This is a genomic window from Bacteroidota bacterium, assembly GCA_020161395.1.
Taxonomy (GTDB): domain Bacteria; phylum Bacteroidota; class Ignavibacteria; order Ignavibacteriales; family Ignavibacteriaceae; genus UTCHB3.
In genome coordinates this window covers 1-12,939 of sequence record JAIUOE010000003.1, presented here as the reverse complement: position 1 = coordinate 12,939, position 12,939 = coordinate 1, and the positions used below count along the sequence as shown (strand labels likewise).

11 protein-coding genes are annotated in these 12,939 nt (G+C 41.0%); 6 read left to right on the top strand and 5 right to left on the bottom strand.

The features are described 5' to 3' along the window. The first annotated feature begins 28 nt into the window (after positions 1–28). Genes ychF through LCH52_05325 form a run of 3 tightly spaced genes read left to right on the top strand, consistent with a single transcriptional unit; the run spans position 29 to position 4,943 of the window. Positions 29–1,093 (top strand): redox-regulated ATPase YchF, encoded by a 1,065-nt coding sequence (gene ychF, locus LCH52_05335; GenBank protein MCA0387900.1) that lies wholly within the window; start codon positions 29–31, stop codon positions 1,091–1,093. Between the two features lie 16 nt (positions 1,094–1,109). Continuing rightward, positions 1,110–2,954 (top strand): translational GTPase TypA, encoded by a 1,845-nt coding sequence (typA, locus tag LCH52_05330; GenBank protein ID MCA0387899.1) that lies wholly within the window; start codon positions 1,110–1,112, stop codon positions 2,952–2,954. 6 nt (positions 2,955–2,960) lie between these two features. Then, positions 2,961–4,943: a PAS domain S-box protein gene (locus LCH52_05325; protein ID MCA0387898.1), complete on the top strand. Its 1,983-nt coding sequence runs from the start codon at positions 2,961–2,963 to the stop codon at positions 4,941–4,943. On the opposite strand, the gene LCH52_05320 is transcribed toward LCH52_05325, so the two are convergent. Then, on the bottom strand, positions 4,940–5,392 hold the full coding sequence (locus LCH52_05320; GenBank protein MCA0387897.1) for a hypothetical protein: 453 nt from the start codon (positions 5,390–5,392) through the stop codon (positions 4,940–4,942). The two genes, LCH52_05325 and LCH52_05320, sit on opposite strands and share 4 nt — an antisense overlap. Positions 5,393–5,462: 70 nt before the next feature. Between LCH52_05320 and LCH52_05315 the strand changes: the two genes are divergently transcribed. The 3 genes from LCH52_05315 to LCH52_05305 are packed head-to-tail and all read left to right on the top strand — an operon-like array spanning position 5,463 to position 9,663. Then, entirely contained in the window at positions 5,463–6,230 is a 768-nt protein-coding gene (locus tag LCH52_05315) for a DUF3298 and DUF4163 domain-containing protein (GenBank protein MCA0387896.1), read from the top strand. Between the two features lie 46 nt (positions 6,231–6,276). Next, positions 6,277–8,358 carry a thioredoxin domain-containing protein gene (locus LCH52_05310; protein ID MCA0387895.1) on the top strand — a complete coding sequence of 694 codons (2,082 nt, stop codon included), beginning with the start codon at positions 6,277–6,279 and terminating at the stop codon, positions 8,356–8,358. A gap of 60 nt (positions 8,359–8,418) precedes the next feature. Further along, complete coding sequence (locus tag LCH52_05305) at positions 8,419–9,663, top strand: T9SS type A sorting domain-containing protein (protein ID MCA0387894.1); 1,245 nt, start codon at positions 8,419–8,421, stop codon at positions 9,661–9,663. A 63-nt stretch (positions 9,664–9,726) separates the two neighbouring features. Here LCH52_05305 and LCH52_05300 read toward each other — a convergent pair whose 3' ends face one another. The 4 genes from LCH52_05300 to LCH52_05285 form a co-directional block, all read right to left on the bottom strand. Next, a complete protein-coding gene (locus LCH52_05300) occupies positions 9,727–10,839 on the bottom strand; it encodes an ATP-dependent 6-phosphofructokinase (protein MCA0387893.1) in 1,113 nt (370 codons plus the stop codon). A 38-nt stretch (positions 10,840–10,877) separates the two neighbouring features. Continuing rightward, positions 10,878–11,228, bottom strand: a complete 351-nt coding sequence (locus LCH52_05295; protein ID MCA0387892.1) for a VOC family protein — start codon at positions 11,226–11,228, stop codon at positions 10,878–10,880. A gap of 194 nt (positions 11,229–11,422) precedes the next feature. Next, positions 11,423–11,851, bottom strand: a complete 429-nt coding sequence (locus LCH52_05290; GenBank protein ID MCA0387891.1) for an OsmC family protein — start codon at positions 11,849–11,851, stop codon at positions 11,423–11,425. Positions 11,852–12,157: 306 nt separating this feature from the next. After that, positions 12,158–12,939 (bottom strand): transposase (locus tag LCH52_05285; protein ID MCA0387890.1); only part of this gene is annotated, 782 nt, incomplete at its 5' end.

Below are 12,939 nucleotides of genomic sequence, written 5' to 3'. Positions count from 1 at the left end.
AAAATTACAAAAAAGGAAAAATTGAACAATGCAAATTGGCTTGATCGGATTGCAAAACTCAGGTAAAACCACCCTCTTTAAAACTCTCGCTGAAGGCTCTTCAGGTATTGAATCGAATCGTGCCGTTGTGAAAGTGCCGGATGACAGGCTGGATGAGCTGACAGGGCTTTTCAATCCGAAAAAAGAAGTCCACGCAACCCTTGAAGTTGTGGATATCCCGGGACTTCAGGTTGGTGACGATGAAAAATTAAAAATCACTTCTGATTTTTTAAATAAGGTAAAAAATAATGATCTCCTCCTTCATGTTGTCAGGGAATTTCCAAACGATTCCGTTTCCCACCCTGAAGGAAGAATTGACCCCATAGCTGACATAGCGTTCCTTGAAACAGAATTTTTGTTAACTGATCTCACAATGGTTGAGAACAGGATAGAAAAACTGAAGAAGGAACTGATGAAGACAAAGACGGATAAACTCATGAAAGAAATGAGTATATTCGAAACTTTTAAGGACCACCTTGAAAACGAAAGACCCCTTAGATCGGTTGATATAGAGGAGAACGATCTCAGACTTTTAAGTGGTTTTCAGTTTCTGACATTAAAACCGATGATTATCGGGATCAACTTTTCGGACGAATCGAAAGAGAAAGTCTCCGGTTTGCTCGAAGAAGTGAAGAAGAAATACCCCTCATTTGAACACAATATCGTTCCATTTTTCGCTCAGTTTGAGATGGAACTGTCACAACTTAGTGATGAAGAGGCTGAGGCATTCAAAGAAGACCTCGGCATCACAGAATCAGCCCTCACAAGAATCCTTCGCAGTTCTTACGAACTGCTCGGTTTGCAGTCATTCTTCACAGTGGGTGAGGATGAGTGCAGGGCATGGACCATAAAGAAAGGATATACAGCACAGCAGTCCGCTGGTGTTATCCATTCCGATTTTTTTAATAAATTCATTCGTGCTGAAGTTGTTCACTATACTGACTACATAGCTCATGGATCATTCCCGAAATGTAAAGAAGCGGGAGTGTGGAGACTGGAAGGTAAGGAATATATAGTGAAAGATGGTGATATATTAAATATCAGGCACAGTTAACCAACAGGAGAAAAATTTGTTCGCACTTGACAAGATAAGAAATATAGCAATTATAGCACATGTTGATCATGGTAAGACCACACTTGTAGATTATATATTAAAACAGACCGGAGCCTTCAGAGACAATCAACAGGTTCAGGGGAGAGTAATGGATTCCAACGACATCGAAAGAGAAAGAGGAATCACTATTCTTGCAAAAAATTTGAGCGTATATTACAAAGACTATAAGATAAATATTATCGATACACCCGGGCACGCCGATTTCGGAGGCGAAGTGGAGAGAACACTCCGAATGGTCGATGGTGTTTTGCTTTTGGTGGATGCAGCGGAGGGGCCACTTCCTCAAACTAAATTCGTTCTGAAAAAATCACTTGAACTGGGTCTTAAACCTGTTGTTGTAATCAATAAAATCGACAGGAAAGACGCCAGACCGGATGAGGTACTTAACGAGATTTTCGATCTTTTTGTAGCTCTTGGAGCAAGTGATGAGCAACTCGATTTTGCATATGTCTATGCAATTGCAAAACAGGGTATTGCAAAGGTCAATCTCGAAGATGAATCACAAACACTCGAACCCCTCCTCGATCTGATTCTTAGCAGAATTGCAGTCCCAACTGCTGTAAGGGAAGAGCCATTCAGAATGCTCATCTCCGCAATCGATTACAACGACTATCTCGGCAGAATCGGAATTGGTAAAATTCACTATGGCCAGGTAAAAATCGGTGATCAGATTGTTCATATCACCCGTGAAGGTGAAAAGCAAAACGCTAAAGTGACCAGACTTTACGAATTTGAAAACATTAAAAGAAAAGAAGTCGATTCAGCATACGCCGGTGATATTGTGGCTATTGCCGGTCTCGAAGATCTCGACATCGGTGATACTCTTTGCGATCCTTCAAAGCCGGAAGTAATAGAATCCCTTGCAGTTGAAGAACCGCGAATTACAATGAATTTCATGGTAAATAATTCTCCCTTTGCCGGTCAGGAAGGGAAATATGTTACCACAAGAAACATAAGTGAGAGACTTTCGAAAGAGTTGAAATCGAATGTCGGACTTCGTGTGGAGATGACAGATTCTCCGGATATTTTTAAGGTAAGCGGAAGAGGAGAACTGCACCTTTCAATTCTTATCGAAAACATGAGAAGGGAAGGTTATGAACTTCAGGTAAGCAGACCGGAGGTTATCCTCAAGAAGATACTTGATGTTGTGAGTGAGCCGATAGAGCATGTAATTATCGATGTCCCCGAGGCATTTGTAGGTACTGTTATCGAGAAACTCGGTAAAAGAAAGGGAGAGATGAAAAACATGATCCCGTTCAATGAAAACACAAGACTCGAGTTCTTTATCCCTTCAAGAGGTTTGATTGGCTACAGAAGTGAATTCATGACCGACACTAAAGGAGAAGGAATTCTTCATCATAATTTCCACTCCTATGAACCATATAAAGGTGAAATTCAAAGCAGATCACGCGGCGCGCTCGTCTCCATGGAAACCGGAATGGCAACAGCCTATTCGATAAACAAACTTCAGGAAAGATCTGTGTTTTTTATAGATCCCGGAACGAGAGTCTATGAAGGAATGGTGGTCGGCGAAAACTCCAGAGAAATGGACATGCCGGTAAATGTCACAAGGGCTAAACAGTTGACGAACTTTAGAGCTTCAGGTACTGATGATGCAATAAGACTTGAGCCTGCAAGAATTCTAAGCCTCGAACAGGCTCTTGAATGGATAACCGATGATGAATTCGTTGAGATTACTCCCGCTTCCATTAGAATCAGAAAAAGATATCTTACTGAGATGGACAGAAAAAATGCCCGCCTTGCACAAAGGCAACTTGACAAAGAGAATAACAATCAATAGATTACTATGAACGAAAATTCCGACATCAAAATAGCTAAATCGGGGACTTTTTTCGAAAAATTTCATAAAAGTCCTGCTCCGATGATGATTATTGATCTTCATAAAAAGTGTTTGATTAAAGAGGCGAACAGCTCCTCTGCGGAATTTTTGGGATTGGGGAAGGAAAATGTTGTCGGGAAGGAATTGCCAAGGATATTGCTCGGTGATGAGTATTCCGACGACAGTTGTATTGCAATCAAGTCAAAATTCCTCGCCGGAAGCATTTCACTCGGATTCAAAGACAGCAGCGGAAGGGAAAAATTTGTGGAAATTTTTTCTGTTCCGGTTTTCTATGAAGACAATTACTACGATCTGGTGATGTTGAAGGACCTGACTGCAACCAAAAGAGAGGAAAAACTGCGAAGAGCAACGAACCTCATCTCTGAAGCTGCAAATGTTTCCTTCGATCTTTTCAAGCTGTATGAAAGCGTTCATCACATCGTATCTGATTTGATGCCTGCGAAAAATTTCTTTATGTCACTCGTGGACGAAGAAAAAAAGACGATATCGTTCCCATACTTTGTGGATGAAATAGACTCACCTGACAGACCGGTCTCACTTCCTGAAAGACCTATTGATTCAAAAACATTAACAAGTTATGTTATCAGAAAGGGGATGCCTCTCCTTTTTGGAAGAACTGACTTTGCCAATCTCGAGAGATTAGGGGTTATTGAACTGTACGGCGGAGACTGCGAAGAGTGGATGGGAGTTCCGTTGAAGAACAATGAAGGGAAGATAATCGGTGTTATTGTTGTTCAGAGATATGATGACAGTACAAGAAAATATGATCAGATTGATGTCGATACACTGAACTTTGTCTCCAACCAGATAGCCATGGCTATTGAATTGAAGAAAAAAGAAGAGATTCTTAAAGAAAGTGAAGCCAGATACCGTTCTTTGATCGAAAATCTGAATGATATTATTTACATCTATGATATCAAAGGTAATCTTCGTTATATAAGCCCCGCAGTGGCAAATTACGGATATTCAGTGGATGAATTAACCGGTAAAAACCTGAATCATATTGTCCATCAGGAAGATATGATCAAGTTCAAAAAGCATACTCTTGAGGTTCTGAAGGGTGATGTCCAGCCGATCACAGTACGACTCTATGACAAACAGGGTGAAATCCATTATTTTCATACAATTAACAGTGTTATTGAAGAGGACGGCAAGAAACTGATCAATGGTACTTTGAGCGATATTACCGAGCGGGTGAAGATTGAAGACGAACTGAAAAGCAGTGAACAGAAGCTGATGGAAGCCAATCACGCAAAAGACCGGTTCTTTTCCATCCTTGCCCACGATCTGAAGAGCCCTTTTACGGGCATACTCGGTTTCTCCGAGTTCCTTCTCAATGATATCGCGGATTTGAGTATGGACGAGATCAGTGAATTTGCCGGCAGAATCAACTCCTCAGCAAAAGCCATTCTCGAATTGCTCAACAATCTTTTGGACTGGTCGAGAATTCAGTCGAACAGGTTAAAATTTGTTCCTGATGAAGTGACTGTTTCACACATTCTTTATAAGGTAAATTCTGTTCTAATGCCTCTGACAATTGAAAAGGGGTTGGAACTGATACTGGATCTGGATGATGAGATAAAGGTGATGGCAGATGAAGACATGCTCCAGACGGTTTTTCGGAACCTGATTTCCAACAGTATCAAGTTTACCCCCAGAGGGGGCAGCATTATTGTTTCGGGAGAGTTAGAGGGTGACCGGATTCGATTTTCTGTAAGTGATTCGGGTGTCGGAATGCCCCCCGAGACCGTTGCCAAACTTTTTAAGATAAATGAACTGGTGACCACATCAGGAACTGAGAATGAAAAGGGAACAGGCTTGGGACTTCTACTGTGCTATGAATTTGTGAAGCGACACGGTGGTGTGCTTGATGTCGAGAGTCGTGTTGGCGAAGGAACCACTTTTAGTTTTACAATTCCTTTGGCTTAATTTTCGTTCTTGCTGTGCAACAATTTATGAAGTTTAACGATTTCATAAACCGGACTTCCTTTGGTTACCGGTAACATTTGCCTTGCGTCAACACTTCCATCCTTGAGATAATCAAAAACTTTGATTTCCTTCTTTTTACTGTCGAAATATGAAGCTTTTTTGATAAAATATTTTGCTTCCTTCAAAGATACTGTGTAAATTATCACTTCAGTAAAATATTTCCCGGCAATGCCCGGTAACGATTGTTCAGAGTTGTATTCTGTTTTTACGGGCTGATCAAAAATATCGCTTTTTGCCAATGCAAGGGAAGAGAGGTCGTAGTAGGTAACAGCAAATTTGTTTTTCGACAGTTCTTTCCAAATCTCTTTAACCGGTGTATTTTGAGCGGAAACCGTGAAGCACAAACTGAACAAAAAAAGACAAAATGCCATGAAATTCTTAACAGCCATCGGTTTTAATCTTTCTTATGATAACCGGATAAAAATTTACTCATCATTTCTCAATCTGTAGAGGAAAAAAATGAAAGCTCAAGCGTTCCTTTTTTATATCGTTTTTTCAATTCTCATTAGTGCACAACCCGTGACTTTTGAGATGAAGACATTCGAAAAAGTTTATAATGGCAAAAATGGGAATAAAGATTCTCTTTTTGTGTTTAAAATTACTTACCCTGAATTTACCGGGAAAGATGGTTTCGTTATTAGTGCTACAAAGATGAATGAGAATGTATCCAACCTTACTATGGGTCAAAAGGAGGGAGAAGGTCTCATGGAGCAGTTTAATTCAATGGTTGCTTTTATTTCAGAGGAAGAGGATTCAGCCTGGTTTTTTGGAAACTGGAGTTTCACCACTCAGATTACGCCCGTGATGATTTCGGACGAGATCATGGCCTTCTATTTCTCACATGACGAGTATATGGGTGGAGCGCACCCTAATTATTTTATGGGGGCACTAAACTTCCTGGTGAAGACAGGCGAGGAAATTACCTTCGATCAAATTTTCATTCCCGGAGCAAAGGACGAGTTAAACAGGTTGGGTGAGGTGATAGTCAGGAAAGAAAGGGAAATACCGGCAAATCAGACACTTACCGACTACGGCTACTGGTTTGAGAATGATAAATTTGAACTGAATGAAAATTTTAGCATTTCCCAGGATGCGATAACATTTACTTTCAATCCTTACGAAGTGGGTCCTTATGCACTTGGTCCTACAGATATCAAATTCCCCTGGTCGAGTATTAAACATCTGGTCAGGAAAGACGGACCACTAGCAAAAACAGCAGGAAAATAACGCATTGACAGCCACAATGCTATTTTTTAGCAGGAGAGTATAGCGCATGACAGAGAAGAAAACCAATCGACTTGCAAATGAGAAAAGTCCATATTTGCTTCAACACCGTTTCAACCCGGTTGACTGGTATCCCTGGTGTGATGAAGCCTTCGAAAAGGCGAAAACAGAAGATAAACCCGTTTTTCTATCAATCGGATATTCCACCTGCCACTGGTGCCATGTAATGGAGCATGAGTCGTTTGAGGATGAGGTAGTGGCAAAGATATTAAACGACAGTTTTATCTCCATCAAAGTGGACCGGGAAGAAAGACCTGATATCGATTCAATATATATGGCAGTCTGTCAGATGATAGCCGGAAGTGGTGGCTGGCCTCTAACGGTGGTTCTGCAACCGGATAAAAAGCCATTTTTTGCCGGTACTTATTTCCCGAAAGAGTCCCGCTACGGCAAGACCGGGCTTATCGATCTCCTGAACAAAATAATCGTTTTATGGAAAGAACGAAGGAGCGAAATAAACGCTTCCGCTGCCCAAATTACACAGGCGTTAAATGAAACGCCCGGCAGAAGCGAATCATCAGATATCCCGGTGGAAGTATTTGATACTGCTTTTTCACAGTTCGTCGAAAGATTCGATCCCGTGCATGGAGGATTCGGTTCTTCACCAAAGTTTCCTTCTCCCCACAATTTGATATTCCTTCTTCACTATTTCGTTAATTCCGGAAATCCCAAGGCATTGGAAATGGCAGAAAAGACCCTGATTTCGATGCGATTGGGAGGTATTTACGATCATCTGGGAGACGGATTTCACCGCTACTCGACTGATGATGAATGGAGATTGCCACATTTCGAAAAGATGCTGTATGATCAGGCGATGTTGATTCTGGCTTACGCAGAAGCCCTCAAAATTACCGGCGACAGCTTTTACTCGGTGACAATCGATGGAATTGTAAAATACCTTCTGAATGATATGAAATCGAAAGAGGGAGGATTCTTCAGTGCTGAGGATGCAGACAGTGACGGGGAGGAAGGAAAGTTCTATGTATGGACCATGGAAGAGCTAAAAGAAATTCTTAAAGATGAATTTGACAATTTTGTCCTTTTGTGCGAGATTGATGAAAGAGGAAATTTCATCGACAAGGTAAGAGGCGGATACACCGGAGAAAATGTTATTTTTCTGGCGGAGCCGCTTGAAAAGATGGCTGGTGAACAAGGTGTGGATCCGGATCATTTCTCCTTAAAATTTGAAGAATACAGGGAAAAACTGTTTGCGGTAAGAAATGAGAGAAACCGGCCGTCACTTGATGACAAAATTCTTACTGACTGGAATGGACTTCTGATGGCTGCCCTCGCATCCGCAGGAAGAGTTTCAAAAAAGCATGAATACATTCTGGAAGCTGAGAGAATTCATCTCTTCATAGAAAGAAAAATGGTCACAAACGGACTCCTTTTCCACCGGTACAGAATGGGCGATTTGGCAATTCCTGCTTTTCTTGACGATTTTGCGTTTTATCAGCTCGGTTTAATCGAGTTGTATCGTGCAACTTTCGATGCTATTTATCTCCTTAGAGCAAGGAATTATGTATCCACCATGCTAAATTACTTTTTGGACAGGAAGAACGGCGGCTTTTTTCAGACATCCGAACTTTCAGATGACCTCCCTGCCAGATGGAAGGATGTTTACGATGGGGCGATTCCATCGGGAAATTCGGTTGCCCTTAAAGTCCTGATTGCACTGTATCATTATCTGGGTGAGCCTTCATTCCTGAACCATGCAGAAGATCTGATTGCAACATTTACTAAAAATATCGAACGGGCACCCTTCGCTAATGCATATTTTCTGCATGCCACGGAGCCTCTGATTTACCCTTCATACGAACTTGTGATTACAGGTGAGGCAGATCATCCCGAGATCAGATCTGCTTTGGTTGAATTGGGCAAACCTGCTTACGAAAATGTATTTGTGATACTGAAAGACAGGAAGAACAGCGAAATTCTGGCAGAAATCGCCCCTTTTACCTCGAGCATGAATGTAACAGAAGGCGGGTGTTTCTTCTATCTGTGCAGTAATTCCGTCTGTGAACTGCCTGTTCCGACTGCAAAGGAACTGTTCTTTAAGATGGAAAAATAAAATTGAATATCCGGCCGGTATTCCTGTTTTTAATTATTAACCTTAACAAATGGATCATACATGAGTATTAAAAGAATGTTATTTATCCTGATTTTATCTTTTTCGACAATCATGTCACAGGATACAATAATATTTATGTCTTACAATCTATTAAATTACCCGGGTACCGATGCTTCCACCAGAAACGGCTACTACAAAACCATAACTCAGGCAGTAAAACCTGATATTCTGGTGGTTCAGGAAATAACCTCACAAATCGGAGTTGATGGATTTTTAGTAAATGTCTTGAAGACTTTCTCGCAGAACTATAACAAAGGTGCGTTCCTTGATGGACCTGACAGTGATAATGCGATATTTTATGACAGCACAAAATTTGATTATTTGAGCAATACAGCCTATCCGACTGAGTTAAGAACAATAAACCTCTTTCAGGTGAGGCATAAAGTTACCCTCGATACGCTCTTTATTTTTTCAGTGCACCTTAAGGCCAGTACCGGTGCAACAAATGAAGCACAGCGGGGCAGGGAAGTCGATGTTTTAAGGGGCGTAACCAACAATTATCCGCCCGGAAGAAACTTCCTTGTTTGCGGTGATTTCAATATTTATGGTTCAACAGAGGCAGCATATCAGAAATTAAAAGCAGTTACTGCCGGTACACAAGGGCATTTTATTGATCCGATAGTGATGTCGGGTACATTCAATCAGTCACAGTATGCAATCCACCACACACAATCACCGAGAACCCGCCAGTTTGGTGGCGGTTCGACAGGCGGAATGGACGACCGATTTGATATGATACTTTTTTCACAGGCGATTTCTGATACAGGTGGTATCGAATATGTAAGAAATTCGAACACTGCATACGGAAACGACGGGCAGCATTTTAACGATTCAATCAACCGTCCTCCAAATACGGCGGTAGGTCAGACGATCGCAAATGCAATTCACTATGCATCCGATCATATTCCGGTTTATCAGAAATTTATATTCAAGCAAACTCCTGTGAGTGTTGAGAACGAGGTGATTCCCGGCTCATTTTATGTTGAGAATGCATATCCAAACCCTTTCAATCCTTCAACAACAATCGGTTGGAATCTGCCTTCAACAGGAATGGTTAAATTGTCTTTTTATAATGCGTTAGGACAGCTTGTTTCAACTGAATCTATGGGCATGACGGCTGCCGGCAAGGGAAGTTATATCTGGGATGCAAGCGGATTGTCATCCGGAATATATTTCGCCAGAGTTGAGTTTCTGTCAGAAACCGGAAGCTATTCGCAGTTTGTTAAATTGAATTTGATGAAGTAAAATAAAAAGAGGCTGCCTGATTTAGAAAACCGGGAAGCCTCTTTTTTTTAATGGAAGGGGGGATTATTCGCCGAAGCAGATACCGAGTTCTCTCGCAGTTCTGACTGTATCACCGTTTGGATCCACCAGTCTGAGTTTACCTATGGCTTGCTCAATTGGTATATAAGTCATTCTAGGCGGTGCACTTGCGACCATCACGCCTGAATGACCTTCCTCAAGAGCTCTGACTGCAGCCGCTCCAAATCTGAGGGAGAGGAGTCTGTCGAAAGTAGTCGGGCTTCCGCCTCTCAGTAAATGTCCAAGTATTGCAGTTCTGACTTCTTTTTTAGTGAGATCCTGAAGCTGGACTGCGACTCTTTCAGCGGCGCCACCGAGTCTTTCGGCTTTACCGGCTTCTTTTTCGATAACTGCATAACCGCCATCTTTCGGGAAGGCACCTTCAGCCACAACAACGATTGCATAATCTTTCTCTTCAGTAAAAGAATTGTGAAGATGTTCTGCAACTTTTTTGATGTCATAGGGGATCTCGGGTATGAGAATAACATCTGCAGAGCCTGAAACACCCGAGTTAAGGGCTATCCAACCGGCATATCTTCCCATCACTTCAACTACGAGTATTCTCTTGTGGGCTTTTGCTGTGTAGTGAAGTCTGTCGATACATTCCGTCGCGAAAGATACTGCAGTATCGAAACCGAAAGTAATGCTTGTTCCGTCAAGATCGTTGTCAATTGTTTTAGGAACACCGACAATTCTGACACCTTTTTTAGCAAATTCATTAGCCATCGAAAGGGAGCCGTCACCGCCGATAGCAACCACTGCATCGATATTATTTCTTTTTAATCCATCAACTATTTCATCTGATCTGTCAACCTCGACAACAGTGCCATTGGCGGTTTTCATAGGAAATTTTAACGGATTCCCTCTGTTTGTTGTGCCGAGTATGGTGCCACCCATCGCTGTGATATCTTTCACGAGCTCCGGGGTAAGTCTGATTAATCCATCTCCGTTAGGATAGTGAGCCGGAAGAAAAACGCCGTTGTAGCCGTCTTTTATTCCATATACTTCCCATCCTCTTTTGATTGCAGCCATTGTTACCGCCTTTATAACGGCGTTCAGTCCGGGGGCATCTCCACCACCGGTGTTAACTGCAATTCGTTTTATTTCTCCATTATTCATAATACATTCCTTTTTGGTTCGATTGTCTATTAATCGAATTAATGAGCTTCGTAAAGCCCGATCTTATTCCCGTCAGGATCTTGAATAACAGCATACCAGCCATAAACAGGGATAACAGTTTTATCCTTGAAGATGGATCCGCCATTATTTTTGATCAGTTTTGTTGTATCCTCTATATCGTCAACCAAAATGTGGAATACAGGTGAATCGCCATGTGTAACTTCTTTAACTTTGCGAACACCAATGGTAGTACCCTGACGACTGTTGCAAAGCAGATATCCATTACCAAACTCTTTTAGGTCCCATCCAAACACGGCTTCAAAAAACTTTTTTGATCTTTCAACATCGGTTGCCGGAATTTCAACATGAGCGATAAGGTGATGCGACATAAATAATCTCCAATTTATATTTGTGTAACAATATCTTAAAAAAGATTTTCTAAAATATAATTATACTAAAATTTGCGATTTTTACAGTAGTGATGGAGTGAGAAAAATTGAAATGATGTGATGGAAGGTTAAAAAAGGGAAAGATTCGGGAAGAAAATCGATCGAGAATCTTCCCGTTTCTTTGCTGAAAATGGTTATTCTTCGTTATGAATTTGGAAGGAATGAGTGATAGTCATGGCTTTTTCGTACATCTTGGTGACCCCACAATACTTGGTCTGGGAGAGTTCAATTGCCCGTTCCACATCTGACTCCTTGATTCCCTTACCCTTAAAGATATATTCGATGTTCATCGAAGTGTAAACTTTCGGATGATCATCAGACATTTCTGCTGTGATGTTAATTTCAAAGGATCTGACATCAATTCTTTTTTTCTGAAGAATTGAAACAACATCACTCCCTGTGCATCCAGCGAGAGCGAGTAACATCAATTCTTTTGGACGAATTCCGGCGTTGCTTCCGCCGAAGTCCTCGGGACCATCCATTGTTATCCAGTGATTTGAGTCGGTTTTACCGACAAAACTGATTCCATTTATTTGTTTTACATAAGCTTTTACTTGTGACATGTATTCTCCAATTAAATAATTTCTTTACAGTTGGATAGTAATATTCAAAAAAAGATTCAAATTATTGAATATGCTTTGAAATTTATAAAACAAAAGTGTAAGTTTAACCCTGAAAAATTTGAAATGGAGCTAAAATGCACGCACTGCTTAAAAAAATGAATTTTAAGAGGCTGTCTCGATAGTAAATATCCAGCAGCCTCTTTTTTTATGTCATTTTTCGTTTTTTTTGAATAACACCGGTAATTGTTCATTAACCAAAGTAACTTTTGTGTTTTTTGATCACAAAAAAAGGGTATTAACCCTTTTTTAAGCAAAATTTGGGGTAAATTCGAACATTTTGCCTAATATTATCTTTCTAAAATTGTGAGCAAAAGCTACCAATCCCAACTCTGTCAGCACACCCTTCTTTCCTCGAAGTGTGAACCTCGTAAATCCCATGTTTTGCTTTATGTTTCCGAAGACCGGCTCCACATCTATCTTTCTCCGTCTGTAGAGTTCTGCTCCGGTCTCTGATTCGAGTATCTCTTCCGCCTTCTGTCTTAGTTCTCTCCCTGTATGACTTATTTCTATAATTCTCTCCCCGGCACCTTTGTGACATGCTCCCCGAAGTGGACATCCCTCACAGTTCTTCGCCTTGTACCTGCTCAACTCAAGTGTGTAACCATTTTCTGTCTTTCTGTACCGTTTTCCTGCATAATCCATTCTCTGACCCATCGGACAGATTAAACAATCCTCTTTTTGATTATAGTAAAGATTCTCATGACTGAACGGATACTTGCTTTTTCTTTTCTTCTTTGCATCATAATAATTGTACTTTATTACTCCCTTTATTCCCTCCTTCTGTAGGAACTGATAATTCTCTTCAGACCCATAACCGGCATCCGCAATTAAGTACTCAGGGCTCTCTCCATATTCCTGCTGTATTCCCTTTACTACATCAGGTAATGTCGTTGTGTCACCGGGTTTCTGGAAAATATCATAACTTACCACTAACTGGTTGTTCGTTGCTATCTCTACATTATAACCCGCTTTTAACTGCCCGTTCATCATGTGATCTTCCTTCATCCGCATGAATGTCGCATCTTTAT